The organism is Janthinobacterium sp. SUN137 (assembly GCF_030587265.1).
Classification (GTDB): Bacteria; Pseudomonadota; Gammaproteobacteria; order Burkholderiales; family Burkholderiaceae_D; genus Janthinobacterium; species Janthinobacterium kumbetense.
This window is the reverse complement of record NZ_JAPWHZ010000001.1, coordinates 1,483,762-1,502,328: the sequence shown is the minus strand read 5'-3', so window position 1 is coordinate 1,502,328 and position 18,567 is coordinate 1,483,762. Positions and strand designations below refer to the sequence as shown.

The 18,567-nt window shown below is 63.9% G+C and carries 18 protein-coding genes; 9 read left to right on the top strand and 9 right to left on the bottom strand.

The window, feature by feature from the left end:
- Window positions 1-72: 72 nt before the first annotated feature.
- Both O3298_RS06820 and O3298_RS06815 read left to right on the top strand, forming a co-directional pair.
- Complete coding sequence (locus O3298_RS06820; protein WP_305058838.1) at window positions 73-1,455, top strand: SGNH/GDSL hydrolase family protein; 1,383 nt, start codon at window positions 73-75, stop codon at window positions 1,453-1,455.
- Between the two features lie 99 nt (window positions 1,456-1,554).
- Entirely contained in the window at window positions 1,555-2,241 is a 687-nt protein-coding gene (locus O3298_RS06815) for an OmpW family protein (protein WP_289903322.1), read from the top strand.
- Between the two features lie 39 nt (window positions 2,242-2,280).
- On the opposite strand, the gene O3298_RS06810 is transcribed toward O3298_RS06815, so the two are convergent.
- A complete protein-coding gene (locus tag O3298_RS06810) occupies window positions 2,281-2,787 on the bottom strand; it encodes a flavin reductase family protein (RefSeq protein ID WP_077408668.1) in 507 nt (168 codons plus the stop codon).
- Between the two features lie 176 nt (window positions 2,788-2,963).
- Here O3298_RS06810 and msrA point away from each other — a divergent pair, with 176 nt between their 5' ends.
- The gene (gene msrA / locus O3298_RS06805) at window positions 2,964-3,497 is read left to right on the top strand and encodes a peptide-methionine (S)-S-oxide reductase MsrA (protein WP_305058837.1); all 534 of its coding nucleotides are present in this window, start codon (window positions 2,964-2,966) and stop codon (window positions 3,495-3,497) included.
- A gap of 18 nt (window positions 3,498-3,515) precedes the next feature.
- Here msrA and O3298_RS06800 read toward each other — a convergent pair whose 3' ends face one another.
- Together O3298_RS06800 and pdxH are read right to left on the bottom strand one after the other, a co-directional pair.
- A complete protein-coding gene (locus O3298_RS06800; protein ID WP_099668346.1) occupies window positions 3,516-4,763 on the bottom strand; it encodes a cyclopropane-fatty-acyl-phospholipid synthase family protein in 1,248 nt (415 codons plus the stop codon).
- 127 nt (window positions 4,764-4,890) lie between these two features.
- Window positions 4,891-6,081, bottom strand: coding sequence for a pyridoxamine 5'-phosphate oxidase (pdxH, locus tag O3298_RS06795; protein ID WP_305058836.1), 1,191 nt, complete (start codon window positions 6,079-6,081; stop codon window positions 4,891-4,893).
- 112 nt (window positions 6,082-6,193) lie between these two features.
- On the opposite strand from pdxH, the gene tcdA reads away from it, so the two are divergent.
- Window positions 6,194-7,054: a tRNA cyclic N6-threonylcarbamoyladenosine(37) synthase TcdA gene (tcdA, locus tag O3298_RS06790; protein WP_305058835.1), complete on the top strand. Its 861-nt coding sequence runs from the start codon at window positions 6,194-6,196 to the stop codon at window positions 7,052-7,054.
- 10 nt (window positions 7,055-7,064) lie between these two features.
- On the opposite strand, the gene thpR is transcribed toward tcdA, so the two are convergent.
- On the bottom strand, window positions 7,065-7,583 hold the full coding sequence (gene thpR, locus O3298_RS06785; protein WP_305058834.1) for an RNA 2',3'-cyclic phosphodiesterase: 519 nt from the start codon (window positions 7,581-7,583) through the stop codon (window positions 7,065-7,067).
- A gap of 95 nt (window positions 7,584-7,678) precedes the next feature.
- On the opposite strand from thpR, the gene O3298_RS06780 reads away from it, so the two are divergent.
- Together O3298_RS06780 and cysK are read left to right on the top strand one after the other, a co-directional pair.
- Window positions 7,679-8,143, top strand: a complete 465-nt coding sequence (locus tag O3298_RS06780) for an FKBP-type peptidyl-prolyl cis-trans isomerase (RefSeq protein ID WP_077408663.1) — start codon at window positions 7,679-7,681, stop codon at window positions 8,141-8,143.
- A gap of 189 nt (window positions 8,144-8,332) precedes the next feature.
- Window positions 8,333-9,265 (top strand): cysteine synthase A, encoded by a 933-nt coding sequence (cysK, locus tag O3298_RS06775; protein WP_305058833.1) that lies wholly within the window; start codon window positions 8,333-8,335, stop codon window positions 9,263-9,265.
- Here cysK and O3298_RS06770 read toward each other — a convergent pair.
- Window positions 9,226-10,515 (bottom strand): SGNH/GDSL hydrolase family protein, encoded by a 1,290-nt coding sequence (locus O3298_RS06770; protein WP_305058832.1) that lies wholly within the window; start codon window positions 10,513-10,515, stop codon window positions 9,226-9,228. The two genes, cysK and O3298_RS06770, sit on opposite strands and share 40 nt — an antisense overlap.
- Before the next feature lie 99 nt (window positions 10,516-10,614).
- Between O3298_RS06770 and O3298_RS06765 the strand changes: the two genes are divergently transcribed.
- A complete protein-coding gene (locus tag O3298_RS06765; protein WP_305058831.1) occupies window positions 10,615-11,520 on the top strand; it encodes a LysR family transcriptional regulator in 906 nt (301 codons plus the stop codon).
- 100 nt (window positions 11,521-11,620) lie between these two features.
- Complete coding sequence (locus tag O3298_RS06760; RefSeq protein WP_305058830.1) at window positions 11,621-12,022, top strand: DUF2809 domain-containing protein; 402 nt, start codon at window positions 11,621-11,623, stop codon at window positions 12,020-12,022.
- A 2-nt stretch (window positions 12,023-12,024) separates the two neighbouring features.
- Here O3298_RS06760 and O3298_RS06755 read toward each other — a convergent pair whose 3' ends face one another.
- The 3 genes from O3298_RS06755 to O3298_RS06745 all read right to left on the bottom strand — a co-directional run bounded on the left by O3298_RS06755 (window position 12,025) and on the right by O3298_RS06745 (window position 16,035).
- Window positions 12,025-14,859, bottom strand: coding sequence for a pitrilysin family protein (locus O3298_RS06755; RefSeq protein WP_305058829.1), 2,835 nt, complete (start codon window positions 14,857-14,859; stop codon window positions 12,025-12,027).
- A 78-nt stretch (window positions 14,860-14,937) separates the two neighbouring features.
- Window positions 14,938-15,306: a hypothetical protein gene (locus tag O3298_RS06750; RefSeq protein WP_305058828.1), complete on the bottom strand. Its 369-nt coding sequence runs from the start codon at window positions 15,304-15,306 to the stop codon at window positions 14,938-14,940.
- Window positions 15,307-16,035, bottom strand: coding sequence for a hypothetical protein (locus O3298_RS06745; RefSeq protein ID WP_305058827.1), 729 nt, complete (start codon window positions 16,033-16,035; stop codon window positions 15,307-15,309).
- Between the two features lie 212 nt (window positions 16,036-16,247).
- Here O3298_RS06745 and O3298_RS06740 point away from each other — a divergent pair, with 212 nt between their 5' ends.
- On the top strand, window positions 16,248-18,020 hold the full coding sequence (locus tag O3298_RS06740) for a diguanylate cyclase (protein WP_251350145.1): 1,773 nt from the start codon (window positions 16,248-16,250) through the stop codon (window positions 18,018-18,020).
- Here the strand turns inward: O3298_RS06740 and O3298_RS06735 are convergent.
- Window positions 18,010-18,492, bottom strand: coding sequence for a CinA family protein (locus O3298_RS06735; RefSeq protein WP_305058826.1), 483 nt, complete (start codon window positions 18,490-18,492; stop codon window positions 18,010-18,012). The genes O3298_RS06740 and O3298_RS06735 overlap by 11 nt on opposite strands.
- Window positions 18,493-18,567: the final 75 nt, after the last annotated feature.

Genomic DNA, 18,567 nt, shown 5'->3' with positions numbered 1-18,567 from the left:
ATGGCATATTAGTTGGGTAGCGAATAGCACGCCCGTTCGTTTAGAAACCAGAAAAAAGACCGAGGAGACAAAATGCATCAAACAAAATTCGCGCTGGCCGTGCTGGCTGCGGCTGTCCTGGCAGGTTGCGGCGGCGCCAGTGGCGGTGATCAAGCCTTGAAAGTCAAATACACGGCGCAGGTGTCGTTCGGCGACAGCCTGTCCGATGTCGGTTCGTATGCCGTCGCCGGCGTGGCGGCGAGCGGTGGCGGCAAATTCACCATCAATGGCGACAATACCAAGATCAATCCTGAACTGACGGGCAAGAACTGGACCGAGCACCTGGCCGCGCAATTCGGCTTGCCGGCGCCATGCGCCGCCGAAACGGGCCTGGAAGGCAGCATTCCCTCCCTGCAGGCTCCGCGCGTCAAGCATGCGGGCTGCTTCGGCTACGCCATGGGCGGTTCGCGCGTCACCAACCCGGTCGGCCCGAACAACAAGTTGGCGGGCGGTGCGCTGGGCGCCCTGACCGTACCCGTGGTGACGCAGATTGCGAACCACCTGGCCGTTTCCGGCGGCAAGTTCAGCGGCACGGAAGCCGTCTTCGTGATGGCGGGCGGTAACGACGTGCTGTATCTGCTGGGTGCATTGCAAACGGGGGCGACCGCCGCCGGCCAGGCTGCTGGCGCGACCGCTGGCGCCCAGGCTTTCGCCACCAACCTGGCGATGGCCCTGGCGGCCGGCGCCACCAATCCAAACACGGCAGTGGTTGCCATTGGCACCGCCATCAAGACGGCCAGTGCGGCGCCTGGCGCCACGTCGACAACCATCGTCGGTGCCGCCGTGCAAGCTGCCATGATTGCGGGCAATGCGAATGCCCAGACGCTGGCCCCGGCCCTGGCCGCCAAGGCACAAGCCGACGCGACGGTGACGGGCAACGCCGCCGGCGCCAAGGCCGGTGCCGATTACGCTGCGGCACAGGGGCCGTTGCTGGTTGCCGCCATGGGACAGGCCGGCAAGGAGCTGGTAGTGCTGGTCAAGGACCAGATCATCGCCAAGGGCGCCAACTATGTCATCGTCAACAACCTGCCGGACGTGGCAGGCACGCCATCGGGCTTGAGCAAGGATGCCAACACCAAGGCGCTGATCAATGCCATGGTCAACACCTTCAACGGCGAGCTGAGCGCGGGCTTGAACGGCAATGCGAAAGTCTTGCTGGTCGACGTGTTTGCCGTCAGCCATGACCAGGGCGTCAATCCTGGCCCGTATGGCTTGACCAATGTCAGCGAGACGGCGTGCGACCTGAGCACGGCGAAGAATTTCCTGGGCAGCTCGCTTGTGTGCAATGGCACGAACCTGAAAGCGGGCGACGTCAGCCACTACTCGTATGCCGACGAAGTGCATCCTACGCCGTTCAACAACCTGTTGCTGGCCCGTTATGTGGCCAAGGACATGGTCGTGCGGGGCTGGCTGTAAGGGATGGCCGTACCGGCTGTGCCTGAGAGGCGCGGCCGGTGCCGGCAGCGACAAGACTCGAAAGCGGAACACTCCGCACATACTGAATCAGGAGACAAGATGAAGAATCGTTTGAATACCGCCGTACGCGTGCTGGCCGCGGCTGCCGCGATGGCCATGGCGACGGGCGCTTCGGCGCAAAGCGCAGGCACCTGGATGGCCAAGGCTGGCCTCAACAAGATCACGCCGCACGTGGACAGTGGCGATATTTCCGCGCCGGCATTGCCGGGCACCAAGGCCGACGTCAAGTCGGATACCAAGCCTATCCTGACCTTTGCCTACATGATCACGGACAATGTTTCCGCTGAAATGATTTTGGGCGTGCCGTACAAGCATGACCTGATCGGCGACGGTTCCATCAAGGGCACGGGCAAGCTGGGGACGGCGGAAGCCTTGCCGCCGACAGCCTTCATCCAGTACCGTTTCTTCCAGCCCAATGCGATGATCCGCCCATACGTGGGCGCGGGCTTGACGTATGCCTATTTCCAGAAGGAAAAAGGTTCGGGCCAGATGACGGCCTTGCTGGATCCGGGTGGAAAACCAGTGACGTACCGTATGGACAACAAGCTGACAGGCAGCCTGGTGGTCGGCAGCACCCTGGCCTTCAACGAGCGCTGGTTTGCCGATGTGGCGGTGGTCAAGACCTACCTGAAAACCAAGGCGAAATTCTCCACGGGGCAGACGCAGGACATCAAGCTCGACCCGGTCGCCGTGAGTATCAGCATCGGGTATAACTTTACCCTGTAAAACAAAAAATCCGCCTCGGCGGATTTTTTTTTGTCCCGCTCAGGCTGGCGGTGTATTGAACTTACCATTGTGGAAGATCAAGGGCGGCTGCGCGGCAAACGCGCATTGTTCCACTTCGCCCACGAAAATGACGTGGTCGCCTTCCGGATAGCGGCTGCGGTTGTGGCATTCGAACCAGGCCGATGCGCCTTTCAGGATGGGCTGGCCCGTGCGCGACAGTTCGTACTCCACGTCGTCGAAGGGATTCGGCGTGCGGCGTGAAAAGCGCGTGGCCAGTTCCGCCTGGTCGGCGCCCAGCACATTGATGACGTAATGCGAGTTGCCGCTGAAAATGGGCATGCTGTTCGCCACGGAACCGAGGCTCCACAGCACCAGGGGCGGCGACAGCGAGACGGAATTGAAGGAACTGGCCGTCAAGCCACGGAAACTGCCGTCGGCCAGGCGCGTCGTAATGACCGTCACGCCGGTGGCAAACTGCGACAGTGCCTGGCGGAAATGTGTCGTATCGAATTCTTGCGCGGGCGCGCGGGGAGAGCGTGTGTTCATGGGTGACCTGTCTATTTGCTGACATTATGCCAAAAATCGGCCATGCCAGCGCAATCGTGGCCGGCATACCCGTATGTGCGGTGTCCCACGCGCCGTTTCAAGCGGCGCTGCAAGCCATGGCGCTTTGCGTTACAGTGGTGAAATGATAAGTCGCAGCAGCGTTGCGGGAGGACATCATGAATCAACAGACGGAAGTGGCGGTATTCGGCGGTGGCTGTTTCTGGTGCCTCGCCGCCGTGTATGGGGAAGTGCGCGGCGTGACGCGCGTCGAGTCCGGCTACACGGGCGGCAGCGTGCCCCATCCCACTTATGAACAGGTGTGCGCGGGCGGCACGGGCCACGCGGAAGTGGTGCGCCTGGAATTCGATCCTGCCATCATCGCTTACCACGACTTGCTGGAAATCTTTTTCACGCTGCACGACCCCACCACCTTGAATCGCCAGGGAAATGATGTCGGTACGCAATTTCGCTCCGTCATCTATTACCAGTCGGCCGCGCAGGAAAGCGTGGCGCGCAAGGTGCTCGCCGAAATGGCCGGCGTGTGGGATGCGCCCATCGTCACGCAGCTGGCGCCGGCCGCCACCTTTTACCCGGCCGAGGATTACCACCAGAATTATGTCGAGCAGCATCCCTTGCAGGGCTATTGCGCCCTCGTCGTCGCGCCCAAGGTGGAGAAATTCCGCGCCATGTACGCGGGCCGCCTGAAGTAAGACGGCTCGGCACGCCTGTCAGGGCGCGAGCACGGGCGCCGGCCTTGTTTCCTGCGTATTCTCTTGCGCATACATGTAGTTGCGCGACCAGGGCAGGGTGGACGAGCGCCGGCCCGCCTTCACGCAGACGATCTGGTACAGGCTGATCAAATCTTGCTCGAAGGCATAGGCGCAGCCGGCCAGGTAGACGTGCCAGATGCGGAAGCGCCGTTCGCCCGCCAGCGGACGGATCTGCTCGGCATGGGCTTCGAAATTCTCCGTCCACAGGGCGCAGGTGCGCGCATAGTGGCGGCGCAGGTTTTCCACGTCCAGCACTTCCAGTCCCCCCTGCTGCATGGTTTTCAGGACATTGCCGATGTGCGCCAGCTCGCCGTGCGGAAATACATATTTTTCGATGAACTCGCCGCCGCCATACGGCGTTTCGCCATTGTCCGGGTCGGTCGAGGTGATGCCGTGGTTCATCGCCATGCCATCGGGCGCGAGCAGCTTGTGGATGATGGAAAAGTAGTCGGGCAAGTGTTTCAGGCCCACGTGCTCGAACATGCCCACGCTGGTGATGCGGTCGAACTGGCCCGTGACGTCGCGGTAGTCTTGCAGGCGGATATCGATCAAATGGGCCAGGCCGGCCGCCGCCACGCGCTCGCGCGCCAGCGCGTACTGGTTTTCCGACAGGGTCACGCCCACGCAGCGGGCGCCATATTGCTGCGCGGCACGAATCACGAGCGCGCCCCAGCCGCAGCCGATGTCGAGCAGGGTCTGGCCCGGCTGCAGCTGGATTTTCTTCAGGATATGGTCGATCTTCTTGACCTGCGCCTGCGCCAGGGTTTCATCGCCGTGTTCGAAATACGCGCAGGAATACACGAGGGCGGGGTCGAGAAATTGTTCATAGAACGCGTTCGACACGTCGTAGTGGTAGCGGATGGCTTCGGCATCCTTGCTCTTGTCGTGCGTAAAGCTGCGCACGATGCGGGCCAGTTTGCCTTCCGGCTTCAAGGTCGTGCGCGCCAGGGCATTGCAGATGGAAATCATGTCCATCGCCGTGCCCTTGACCTCGATATTGCCTTCCACATAGGCCGAGCCCAGGTTGGCCAGCGACGGGTTCAGCAGGTAGCGGGCCGAGGCGACGGTCGGCAGGCGGATGGTGACTCTGGGCGCTTCGCTGGACAGGTCGACATGCTGGCCGTTCCACAATTCTATGCGTAGCGGCAAGGCGGTCTTGCTGCGGATGCTGGCGATCCAGGACTTGAGTTGGTTTTGTACAAACAAAATGGCCTCCAATGAAGCGGCCGCCATGGCAGCCGCAAATTGAGAAACAATGTCATTTAGTAACTTCTACCCTCATAGCCTACACCTATATTGACCAGTTTGCTTTGCGCCGCCTTGCTTATTCTGTTCAGGGTTGCAGGCGCTGCATGCTCCATTGCCCGTCAGCATCGCGGGTAAACACGATGCGGTCGTGGAAGCGCGAGCGGCGTCCCTGCCAGAACTCGATGCGTTCCGGCTGCAAACGGTAGCCGCCCCAGTGGGCGGGGCGCGGCGGCTGCGCATCGCCGACGGCGGCGGCCACGGCCTCGTAATGGCTTTCCAGCTCGGCACGGCTGGCGATCGGTGTACTTTGCTGTGAGGCAATCGCCGACAGCCGGCTTTGCAGGGGACGCACATTGAAATACTCGTCGCTCTCGGCCGCCGTGGTCTTCACCACTGTGCCCTCGATGCGCACTTGCCGCTCCAGTTCGCGCCAGAAGAACAGCAGGGCCGCGTGCGGGTTGTGCTCGAGCTGCTGGCCCTTGTCGCTGTTGTAATTCGTGTACCAGGTGAAACCCCGTTCGTCGAACTGCTTGATCAGCACGATGCGCGAGCTGGGCTTGCCGTCGGGACTCACGGTGGACAAATCCATGGCATTCGGCTCCATTACCTGCGCGTGGACAGCCTCGGCAAACCATTTCTGGAACTGGGCGATGGGATCGGCCAGCACGTCCGTCTCGCTCAGGCTCGATTGCACGTAATCGGTGCGCATGGCCGCCAGCACGGCGGTCGCGTCCGGCGCTGCGGGTGCGATGCCGCGGCGGCGCTGCATGGCCGTGCCCAGCTGCTCCATCTGTTGCGCGCTGAACAGGCGCTTGGCCATGGGCGCCAGCTGGCCTTCTTCCTTGGCCATGTGGGCCTGGTAAGCGGCAACATAGTCGCGCACCCCGTCGACGGATAGCTGCGTGCCCGTGCCAGCCGCGATGGCGTCCAGTTCCGGGCGCAGGGTCAGCCAGGCCTGATCCATGCGCTGGTGGTCGGCGAGGATTTCCGGCACCAGCGTGATCAGCAGGGCGGCATCGTCGCCGGTGGCGGTCGCCTGCAGCATGGGCATCAAGTCCTGCTCTTCATCGTCATGGTGCAGATGGGCCGCTTTATTGAAATATTGCAACACCGCCTTGGCCGCCTGCTGCGCGTCCGCCGTGTTGCCGTGCTGCGCCAGATGGCCCAGCAGGTTTTGCAGGGTCGTCAGCTGCTTGCGGATCTTGTCGTGGCAATGCTTGAGCACGGCGATGGGCTGGTCAAAGCCGGGAACGGAGTCGAACAGGGGAGAGGTCATGGCGAGTTCTCGTGGTGAGCGGTGTGGGGGCGCGGCGACAGTTGCTCTTGTCGCTGTGTCAATTCGGCTATTTTAGAATATCCGCCAGCGCAGTGTCCGTTAAAATGGCGCCATGCATACCTCCACCAATGAACTAATTTCCATGGACTTGACCGAGATCGATTTTGAGCGGCGTTTCGGCGGCATTGCCCGCCTGTACGGCGCGCCCGCGCTGGCGCGCTTCCGCGCCGCGCATGTGTGTGTGATCGGCGTGGGCGGCGTCGGTTCCTGGATCGTCGAAGCGCTGGCGCGCAGCGCCGTTGGCCGCCTGACCCTGATCGACCTGGATAATGTGGCCGAATCGAACATCAATCGCCAGATCCAGGCCATGAGCGACACCATCGGCAAGGCCAAGATCACGGCCCTGGCCGAACGCATCGAATTGATCAACCCGTTTTGCCAGGTCACGCAGATCGAGGATTTCATTACCCCCGATAATCTGGAGCAATTGCTGGGCGGGCGCGATTTCGACTACCTGGTGGACGCCATCGACAATGCCAAGGCGAAAGCGGCCGTGATTGCGTATTGCCGCGCGCGCAACATTCCCATGCTGACCATCGGCAGCGCGGGCGGGCAGACGGACCCGACACTGATCGCCGTGCGCGACTTGTCGAAGACGGAACAGGAACCGCTGCTCAAGCGCGTGCGCAAATTGTTGCGCACGGAATATGGTTTCCCCCGTGGCGTGAAAAACAAATTCAATGTCGACGCCGTGTTTTCCATGGAGCCGCTGAGCACGCCCGAGAGCGCGGAAGCGTGCGCCATCGATGGCACGCCCGCCGGCGTCACCGGCCTGAACTGTGCCGGCTTCGGTTCCAGCGTGGTGGTGACGGCCAGCTTCGGCATGGTGGCGGCCGCCCATGCGCTGAAAAGCTTGCGCCAGGACAAAGTTGCTGAAGTGCCAGCGTCAATGCCAGTGCCGGACGCCGCCTGAGTCACGCTGCTTAGATCAGCTTCCTGCTGGCCAGGATGCGGTAATCGCCGCTGCTTTTCAGCGATTCCACCAGCACCAGTTCGTCCGCCTGCCAGGCGATGGGCGGGAAGTCCTCGATGGCTGGTGGCGGCGCCTGGCGCGCCAGGGTCACGTGCGGCGTGAAGCGGTCGTGCTCGAAGCGCGGCGCCAGCCCTTGTTCCGCCAGGCGCTGCATGCAGGCCGCGCGCAAGTCGAGCAAGGCGGGCGAGGGCCGCGCCAGGGCGGCCCAGGCCAGCGCCAGCTGCGTAAAATGGCTGGCGTGATCGAACAGCAGGGGCATGGCATGCGCCGGCATGTGTTCCAGAATATCCAGCAGGGCGGGCAGCTCGCTGGCGGGGCGCTGGCCCAGGAACGCCAGGGTCAGGTGCAGCTTGTCCGCGCGCACGGGCTTGCCTTCCAGACGCGCCTGCCAAGCGGCCAGGGCCGCGCGCGTGGCCGCATCGGGCCACAGGGCGTAAAACAGGCGGGGGCAATGGGCATCGGGCGACAAGTTTTTCCTATCGTTGCGGCGGTTTGCTATTATTGGCGTTCCCTGCCGGTTCGCTGGCGCAGGGATCTCACCGAAACTCACTGAAAGAATACATCATGACGCGTAGCTCCGTTTTGTTTGCCCTGATCTGCTCCGTCGCCGCGTCGCTGGCGCAGGCACAGGCGCCAGCGCCTGTTCCCGCCTCCGCCGTCTCGCTGAGCCCCGGCCCTGTCGCCGATAAATTGATCTTGATCGACAACAAGGTCGGCACGGGCAAGGAAGCGTCCGCAGGCAACAACGTCACCGTGCACTACACGGGCTGGCTGTACCGTCCGCTGGCGAAAGATTCGCGCGGCAAGAAGTTCGACAGCTCCGTGGGCCGTGGCCCGTTTGACTTCCCGCTCGGCAAGGGCATGGTCATCAAGGGCTGGGACCAGGGCGTGGCCGGCATGAAAGTGGGCGGCAAGCGCACCCTGATCATTCCAGGCGAACTGGCCTACGGCCCGCGCGGCGCCGGCAATGGCGACATTCCGCCGAACTCGGCACTGATCTTCGATGTGGAATTGCTGGACGTGAAGTAATTGTTCAGTTTGGCGGCGGCGCATGCTCGCGCCGCCGCCATCGGCACGTAACAAAATGTTCAGGGCTAGGCGCATTGCCGAAGACAGTACGAAAGTACGGCAAGGCATTGCAACAACGCCATGAACTTTTTGTTCAGTGTCTTGAAACGCGGTAGACTGGGGTTTCTTGAAATAGCGGAGCTTCCTTCCATGAACATCGCCAACGACGTCACTGAACTGATCGGCAACACCCCCCTGGTGCGCATCAACCGCATCGCCGCCGGCAGTGTGGCCACCATCCTGGCCAAACTCGAATTCTACAATCCCGCGCACAGCGTCAAGGACCGCATCGGCCTGTCCATGATCGTTGCGGCCGAGGCCGCCGGCAAGATCCATGCCGACACCGTCATCGTCGAGCCCACCAGCGGCAACACGGGCATCGCGCTGGCCATGGTGTGCGCCGCGCGCGGCTACCGCTGCACCCTCGTCATGCCCGACACCATGAGCCGCGAACGGCGCATCCTGCTGCGCGCCTACGGCGCCGAGCTGGTGCTCACGCCCGGCAGCGAAGGCATGCTGGGCGCCATCCGCAAGGCCGAGGAACTGGTGGCGGCCGACCCCCGCTACCTGATGTTGCAGCAATTCAATAACCCCGCCAATCCCGCCATCCACCGCGCCACGACGGCCGAGGAAATCTGGCGCGATACGGATGGACAAGTGGACATCGTCGTCGCCGGCGTGGGCACGGGCGGCACGATCACGGGCGTCGGCGAAGTGCTGAAGGAACGCAAGCCTGGCCTGCAAATGATCGCCGTGGAACCGGAAGCGTCGCCGATGTTGTCGAAGGGGACCAAGGGACCGCACCCGATCCAGGGCATCGGCGCCGGCTTCGTGCCGCAGATTTTGAATACGGCCATCTACGACGAAATCATTTGCGTCAAGAACGACGACGCGTTCGCCACGGCGCGCCTGGCCGCCAGCGATGAAGGCTTGCTGGTCGGCATCTCGTCCGGCGCCGCCCTGTGGGCCGCCTTGCAAGTGGCGCGCCGTCCGGAAAACGCGGGCAAGACCATCGTCACCATCATCCCGTCGTTTGGCGAGCGCTACTTGAGCACGGCCTTGTACGCGGGACTGGGCGATTGATTCAATAGCAGCGGCAGGGCTATCCCTTCCGCCAGCGCCCGGTTGCCCGCGTCGCCCGGGTGCAGGTGGTCGCCCGAGTCGTAGGCGGGCAGCAGGCGCAGCGGGTGCGCGGGGTCGCGCGCCCAGGCGTCGAAGTCGAGCACGGCATCGAAACTGCCGCTGCTGCGTATCCACGCATTGAGTTGTTGCCGCAGCGTATCTTTATCAGGCTGATAATAGTCGCTCAGCGGCGTGCCGGGCAGGGCGCCTGCGAATGGCGTCAGGGTGGCGCCGACCACGCGTACGCCGCGGCTGCGGGCCTGGGCCACCAGCTGGGCGTAGCCGCTGCTCAGTTCCTCCAATGTCGGCCGTTGCTCCCGTGGCGCAAACGCCGTGCCGGGCCAGCTGATGTCATTGATCCCCAGCAAGACGACGACCGTGCGCACGCCCGGCTGCGCCAGCACGTCGCGCTCGAAGCGGGCCAGGGCATTGGTTCCCATGCCGTCGGACAATAGCCTCGCACCGGAAATACCCGCATTGATCACGGCCACGCCCTGCGGCGCCAGGCGTTCGGCCAGGAAATCGGGCCAGCGTGCATCCATCCCCAGGCTGGCGCTGGCGCCATCGGTGATCGAATCTCCCAGGATGGCCACGGCTTGCGCGGCTGGTGCCGCTTCCACCTGGATGGCGCTGAGTAAAAGGCGCGCCGTGGTGGTCTGCACGCCGGGAGAGTCATCGATGCGCGCGGCGTGCGTCTGGTCATGCGGGGCGATCCACGCCGTCTCGCGGCCATCCCAGTGAAACGTGGAAGTCGGGCTGGCTTGCGGCAGGTGGATGCTCACCGTCAGCCGGGCCAGGTCCGGCACGGGCAGGTCGACGGGGTCGCTGACGAGCGGCGCGCCCGGCGCCACGCTGGCCGAGGGTTGGCCGGAAAACGTGAGCGCGCGCAGGCTGCCCGCTTCGATGGCCGAACCGGAAGCGGCCAGGGCCACGGCGGCCGCGCCGATGCGCAGCGGCACCTTGCCATACGCATTCGACAGCACGATGCGCACGCGCGGACCGCCCACGCTGAGGCGCGCTACCTGGCGCACGGTGTGCCCGTGCAGCACGGCGGGCACGTTGCTGGGGAACAGGAAGTCGCTGCTCCACACGGCTTGCGGGCTGGCCGTCCAGCTGGCCAGCCAGGCGGTATCCGCATTGGCGGCCTGGGCAGGGTTTGTGCCGAGTGCCAGGCTCAGCAGGGCGGCGGGGAGGATGGACAATCGTTGCATGGCGGCTCGCTTCATCAAGGGGAATGTCCGCATGATGCAAGCAAAGCCATTTATGCACTAGACTATCTTGTTGAAGAACATTTATGAGTTGAATTCACAATGGCCAGACTGGAAGTGAATCGTTCCGGCGAGCTGGAAGTGTTTGTGCGCGTGGTCGAGCTGGGCGGCTTTTCCGCCGCCGCGCGCGTTTGCGGCATGACGCCATCGGCCGTCAGCAAGCTCGTCTCGCGGCTGGAAGAGCGCCTGGGCGCGCGCCTGCTGAACCGCTCCACGCGCCAGCTGCAGCTGACGGCCGAGGGCTGCGGCCTGTACGAACGGGGCATGCAGGTGCTGGCGGCCCTGGACGAAGCCGAGCGCTGCGCCGGCGTGCAGGATGTGCCGCGCGGCAAAATACGCGTGAATGCGAACGTGCCGTTCGGCCAGCATTTTTTGTTGCCGCTGGCGCCGCTGTTTCTCGAACGCTATCCGCAGGTGACGCTCGACATCGTGCTCACGGATGCCGTGGTCGATATCCTCGAGCAGCGCACGGACGTGGCCGTGCGGGCCGGTCCCCTGAAAAGTTCCAGCTTGCTGGCGCGCAAGCTGGGCCAGACGCGCATGGTCATCGTGGCGGCGCCATCCTACCTGGCGCGGCGCGGCATGCCGCTGCTGGCGGCCGACTTGGCGTCGCACAACCTGCTCGACGCCAATTACGCGCGCGCCCGCTCGGGCTGGCCGCTGCGCTTGCCCGACGGCGACGTCGTCGTGCCTGTTATTGGCAATGCGCAGGCCAGCGATGGCGAAGCCTTGCGGCAACTGGCGCTGGCGGGACTGGGATTGGCGCGCCTGGCCGCCTTCCAGGTGCGCGGCGATATCGCGGCGGGCCGTTTGCAGGCCGTGCTGGAAGCGTTCAATCCGGGCGACAGCGAGGACGTGCATGCCGTCTTCGTGGGGCAAGGCGGGCATGTGCCGCTGCGCGTGCGCGCTTTGCTCGATTTCCTGGCGGAGAACGTCGACCTGGACTGAGCGTGCCCAGGCGCATTAGGCTACAGGCGGACACGGCCGCGCAGTACAATATCGGACGGGCCGCAATGGTTCGGCCCGTATCGTGCCTTTGAATGGAAATATGTTCCTGGTAAAACCTGAACGCCGCCGCCTGCTGCAGGTGGGCGCAACCGTGGCTGTCATCGCGCTGGGCCTGGCCTCGCGCGCCTATCCCCAATTCCTTCCCGCTGCATTGGGCAAATATCCGGGCGACGCCCTGTGGGCCATGATGATCGTCTTTGCGCTGGGCGGCCTCGCCACGCGCATGCGCACGTGGCAACTGGCCTTGTGGTCTTTGCTGATCTGCTTTGTCGTGGAATTCGGCCAGTTGTACCAGGCGCCGTGGATCGTCGAGCTGCGCGCGCATCCGCTGGGACACCTGGCGCTGGGTTCCACCTTCGGCTGGGGTGATTTGATCGCCTACACGGCCGGCGTGGCCGTGGCGGCGATCATCGACAAGCTGGCGCTGTTCAAGCGCCGCTAGCCTTATTTCACGTTACCTTCAGCATCGCGCAGTTCCACGGGCGCCAGTTTGAGCTTGCTCAATTGCGGGGCGATCTTCGCCTTGTCGCCCACGCCGATGACGATCAGCTTTTCCGGCTGCAGGTATTTTTTCGCCACCTGCTGCACCTGCTTGTCCGTCACGCTGGCAAAGCGCTGCGGCAAGGTCGTGTAATAGTCGAGTCCCAGGCCGTAGATGTACGCGTTTGCCATGCTGGCGCTGATGCTGGCGTTCGTGTCGAACTGGCCCGGCAGCGACAGCACTTGCGAATTGCGCGCATTCGCCAATTCCTTGCTGCTCAAGGGCTTGGCGATCATGGCGCGGATCTCCTTGACGGTTTCCGATACGGCCGGGCCCGTCACATCGGTGCGCACGCTGGCGGCAATCGAGAACGGTCCAGGCTGATTGCGGTACTGGAATTGCGAGCGCACGCCATACGTGTAGCCCTTTTCTTCGCGCAAGTTGGTGTTCAGGCGGCTGGTAAACAAGCCGCCCAGCGCCGCGTTCATCACTTGCAGCGGCGCATAATCGGGCGTGGCGCGCGGCACGGCGATGGCGGACAGGCGCACGGCCGTTTGCGGCGCGCCCGGCTTGTCGACCAAGATCAGTTTTGCCTTCGTCGTCTGCGGCGTTGCGGCCACGGACTGCGCCACGGTGCCTGCCTTCCAGCTGCCGAACTTCGCTTCGGCCAGCGCCTTCAATTCCGCTTCGCCGATATCGCCCGAAACGATCAGCGCCGCATTGTTGGGCAGGTAATGCTGCTGCCAGAACGCTTGCAGGTCGGCGCGGCTGGCCGCCTTCAGCGCCGCTTCCGTGCCCAGCTGGATGTAGCCGTACGGATGTTGTGGGCCATACAGGGCCGCCGCTTCCACGCGGGCCGCCACGGCACCCGCGTTTTCGCGCTGCTGCGCCAGCTGCCCGATGCGGCTGGCGCGCTGGCGCTCCACCTCTTCTTGCGGGAATTGCGGGTGCAGCACCACGTCGGCCAGCACGTCGAGCGCTTGCGGGAACGTGGCTTTGAGCGATGTCAACTGGGCAAACGAGGCATCCGTGCCGGAACCGGTGCTCAGCAGGGCGCCCAGCTGCGCCACGTCGTCGGCGATCTGCGGCGCGCTGCGCGTGGCAGTGCCTTCCTGCAGCAATTGCGCCGTAAAGCTCGACAAGCCCGGCTGCGCCAGCGGATTGGCGCCCGAGCCGCTCTTGATCACCAGCTGGCTGGAAACGAGCGGCACGGCCGGATTGTAGTGGTGGATCACGGTCAGGCCGTTCGCCAAGGTGAACGACTTGCCTTGCGGTAGCACAATCTTCGGCGCGGGACCGGCCTTCGGCACGGCATTGCGCCATGGCTCGTCCGCATTGATGGCCGTGCCTGGCGCAGGCTTGACCTTGCCCGGCGCCGGCGTCGGCACTTCCGCGCCCAGGTCCGGCTTGCCCGGCACGCCGTAGACGACGACGCGCGACTGCTTCTTCAGGTAGGTATCCACGGCGCGCTGCACGCCGGCCGCCGTCACCTGGCGGTAGCGCTCGATATCCTTGGCCAGGTAGCCGGGGTCGCCCAGGTACTGGTTGTATTCGTTGAGCAAGTTGGCCACGCCGCGCCCGCCCATTTTTTCCACCTGGCTCAGCATGGTGGTCTCGATGCTGTTGCGCGCCCGTTCCAGTTCCTTCTCGGTGGGGCCCTTGGCGCGCAATTGCTCCAGCTCCACTTGCAGCGCTTGCTCGATTTCCTCGGGCTGGTGGCCGGGGCGCGCCGTCGCGTCGATGGTGAAGATGGACGTGAGGGCATTCGATCCCTGGCTGGCACCCACGTCCTGGGCGATCTGCTTGTCGTACACGAGCGATTTGTACAGGCGGCTGGACTTGCCGCCGGCCAGGATGTGCGCGGCCATCGACAGTTCCGCGTCATCCTTGGTGTAGGCGGACGGCGTCAGCCAGGCCATGAAGACGCGCGGCAATTCGACCCGGTCCTGCACCACGATGCGGCGTTCCTGCGTGATGGGCGGCGTCACGACAGCGGGTTTCGGCACGGCCGGGCCGCTCTTGAAGCTGCCGAAGTATTTGTTGACCAGTTCCTTGGTCTTCGCCTTGTCGATATCGCCGGCGATCACCAGGCTGGCGTTGTTGGGGCCATAGTATTTGGTGAAGAAATCCTTGATGTCGGCCAGTTTCGCGTTCTGGATGTCCGCGTGCGAACCGATGACGCTGGCGTAATACGGATGGGTCTTGGGAAACAGCTGGTGGTACAGGGCTTCCTGCACGATGCCGTACGGCGCATTTTCCACGCTCTGGCGGCGCTCGTTGCGCACCACGTCCTGCTGGTTCGTCAGCGCCGTCTGGTCGAGCACGTCCAGCAGGTAGCCCATGCGGTCGGAATGCGTCCACAGGGCCAGTTCCAGCTGGTTCGACGGCACCGTGTCGAAATAATTGGTGCGGTCGAAATCCGTGCTGCCGTTCGAATCCGTGGCGCCCGCGCCTTCCAGCAACTGGTCGGCCATGCCGCGCGGCACGTGCTTGGTGGCGGCAAACATCATGTGCTCGAACAAATGCGCAAAGCCCGTCAAGCCCGGCGCTTCATTGGCCGGCCCCACGTGGTACCAGATATTGACGGCCGTGACGGGCAATTTATGGTCTTCCACGAGAATCACGTCCAGGCCGTTCGGCAAGGTGTATTTTTCGTAGGCGATATGCGGCACGGCCGTCGCGCCCAGGGGCGCCGTCGTGGCGGCCTTGGCGGCATCGGCGGCGTGGGTCAGGCTCAGGGGAGCGCCGTACAGCGACAGCAGCAGGGCGGGGAGGGCCAGCAATTTGATCGGTTTCATGCATGCTTCCAGGGATAGGTGGAGGAGACGCTGCGGCTCGCTCGTGGCTGGCGCAGCGCGACGGTGCTACGGTCGGTGCTACAGTTTATACAACAGGGCCGCGCCGCCCAGCACCAGCAGCGCGCTGGCGATGGAGACGATGGCCGCGGCGCCCAGCAAGCGCCATTCGCGCGGCGTGAAGCTGGTCGGCGCTGGCGCTGGCGCGGGTACGGGTGCTGCCGGCACGGGCTGGGGCATGGCTGCTGCCGGCAAGGGCGGCAAGCCGCCCGCCGCGCGCGCCTGGGCCGCCAGCGCCTGCGTGGCGGCGTCCAGCAGGGTCAGCTGGCGCTCGACGGTTTCCGCCAGCACGGCTTCGTTCAGCGCCACCAGGGCGAATATCGGGTCATCGACGTCGATCTTGATGCCCGTCTTGTCGAATACGTGGCTGCGCAGTTTGTGCTGGTCCATCTACCACTGCACCTTGTCGAGCTGTTCGAAGATGTCGCGGTAGACGACCTTGATGCGCTGTTTTTCCATGATGTTGAACTTGTCGTTCTGCAACACTTCCTGCATCGTCAGGCGCGCCGTGTTCATTTTCTTGACGTCCGCGCCAAAGGTGTCGGGATTGCGCTGGCTCAAGGTGATGCTGCCTTTGACGCGCGCGCGGTTGTCGCTGTACGACTGCGATTCGACGAATTGCTTGCCGGACGCCGATTGCAGCAGGCCGAAGTGTTCGTTTTGCCACAGCACCAGCGGCACGGTCGTCGCTTGGGCCGTGGCGACAAAACCCGTGGCCGTGTCGTGCAGGGTGTCGCCGCCGCCGACGATGGTGTGGATGTACACCTTGCGGCCCGATTCTTGCAGCAGCGAAAAACAGTCGTTTTCCAGCAGGTAGCCCATCAGCGGCGAAAACGTGTTCGCGCCATTGTCGACCACGCAGTTGCCGTCTTCTTCGAGGATATCGATCATCAGCGCGTCGAAGCGTTTCGGGTCGATGTTGCGCGCATCCGTCATCACGGGCACATGCTTGACGTTCATCGCCTTGTAGCGCGAAAAGGTGGCGTTTTCCTGATCGGTGTCATAGCAGCGCAAAGGCGTGCTGTCCTTGCCGCCTATCCACTGGGCCAGCAGGGTCGAGACGAGGGTCTTACCGATGCCGCCCTTGCCCTGCAGGATGAAATGTACCGTGTTTTGCATTGCGACTACTCCAAGTTGTTGCGTCAGTGACAATCAAAGATCCGTGACAGCGGCGCAGGCGCCCGGCCAGGCCACGACTGGCATTTTTACCACAATCCTTTGCAAATATGCCATGCGGAACAGCGAATCTGGTTATGATGTTAATCAGGATACCATTGATACAGAGCAAGTTTTGTGTGAAAAATCCACCCCAGAGTGTGAACGAGGACGCAGTGCCGATCTCCAGTCTCGATAAAGCCGACATTGACCGTCTGAATCAGCAAGCCTTGTCTTGCCTGGTCGGCAACCGCCGCCAGGCGCGCCGGCTGGCGCAGATGGCGCTGGCGGCGGCGCAACGGCAACAGTATGCGCGCGGCGGCGCGTATGCGGAACTCAATCATTGCTGGCTGGCGTATTACGCGGGCGAGGCCGAACCGTCGTGCGAACGCCTGGACGCGTATTTCCAGCACAGCGGCGACCTGGAAGGGGGCATGGAAGTGGCCGCCCTGCAGGGCGCGTATGCGAGCCGGCGCGGCGATTTTGCCGATGCCGAGCAGCATTTCCTGCAGGCGCGCAGCCAGGCCGCGCAGATACCCGACTCGCTGCACAAGTTCATGCTGTACGCGCGCCTGGGCGTCGATGCCCTGAACCGCGGCGATACGCAGGACGGTCCGCGCAATTTCCTGCTGGCACTGGACATCGCCGAGCGTTTCGGCAGCCCCGCGCACCGGGTCAACAGCCTGTCGAACCTGGCGTCGTCGCAGCATGACCTGGGCAACGATGAAGACGCCATTCCCCTGCTGGTCGAGGCGCTCGACATCATCGGCGCGCAAAAGCTCAAATACCAGCAAACCATCGTTTCGGCCAACCTGGCCATGTGTTTATTAGCCACGGGCAAGCCGGCCGAGGCGCTGGCGCTGGTGGAACCGTTTTACGAGTGGCCGGAAGAAGACCTGGCCGTGCGCGCCTTTTTGTTTTGCATCGCCGCCCACGCCGCCATCCTGCTGCAACAGCCGGCCAGCGCCCTGCAATTGCTGTTGCGGGCGGAAGAATATGCGCGCCGCGGCCAGGACCTGGAAGAGCAGATGCATGCGTGGCTGGTGCGCGGCAAGCTGGATCTGCACGCGGGCCAGACGGCGCAGGCCCTGGCCTCGCTGACGCAGGCGCACAGCCTGCTGAGCTGGACGCGCAACCCGTTTCACCAGCAGCAGATTTTGCGCGGTTTGTCCGATATCAATGCCCAGCTGGGCGAATGGCAAGCCGCGTATGGTTTCCTGCAGCAATACCAGGCCGCGTACGAGGCCAGCAGCAAGTCGGCGCGCGCTTCGCGCAGCCTGATGCGTAACCTGGAAAAGGAAATGCACAGCCTGAAAGCGGAGCGCGACAAGGCGCTGGAGCTGCAGGCGGCGCGCGAGACGGAAAACGCCAAGCTCGAGCACCTGAACCGCGAACTGGCGCACCAGATCCTGCACGTCAACTCCCTGCAGGACAGCCTGAAGGAGCAGGCCATGCGCGACCACCTGACGGGCCTGTACAACCGCCGCCATTTTGAAACTTGCCTCAATGCCATTCTGCACGAAGCCGATGCGGATGCGCCCGTGGCCATCGCCATCATCGACCTGGATTTTTTCAAGCGCGTCAACGATACCTACGGGCATAACTTTGGCGATGAAGTGCTGATCCAGTTCGCGCGCCTGGTGGAAGGCCAGTTGCGCGGCAGCGACATGCTGTGCCGCTATGGCGGCGAGGAATTCTGCCTGCTGTTGCGCGAAGCCGACAGCCTCATCGCGGCGCACAAGATCGACGATATCGCCGCGCGCTACCGCCAGCTGTTGATCCAGCAAGCGCCGCACAGCTTGTCCGGCTGCACTTTTTCGGCCGGCATCGCCGAATATCCGCGCCACGGCGCCGGCCGCCACGAATTGCTGATGCGCGCCGACAGCGCCCTGTACGCGGCCAAACAGGCGGGCCGCGACCGCGCCTGCATCGCCGATGCTACTGGATAAAGCGCAGCAGTTCCCGCAGCGCGTGCGCCACGGCCTGCTCGCGCACGGCCTGGCGGTCGCCGGCGAAGACCCGGCGCTCTGTCTGCACGCGCCCGGCCATGGCCCAGCCGAAGCACACGGTGCCGACGGGCTTGCCCGGTACGCCGCCCGTGGGGCCGGCGATGCCCGTGGTCGAGACGGCCACCTGGGCTTCGCTGTGGGCCAGGGTGCCTTGCGCCATGGCGGCGGCCACTTCCTCGCTGACGGCGCCGTGTGCGGCGATCAGCGCGGCGGGCACGCCCAGCATGCCGGTCTTGGCCCCGTTGGAATAGGTGACGAATCCCCGTTCGAACCAGGCGCTCGAGCCCGAGATATCGGTGACGGCTTGCGCCACGCCGCCGCCCGTGCACGATTCGGCCGTGGCCAGCAGCAAGCCCTTCGCTTGCAAGGCCAGGCCGAGCGCGGTGGAGAGGGGGACGAGTTCGTTGCTCATGGATGACTCCTGCAGGCGGTGAAAATGGTGGCAAGACTGTAGCATGGCCAACGGTAAAAGAAACTTTCCCCGGTC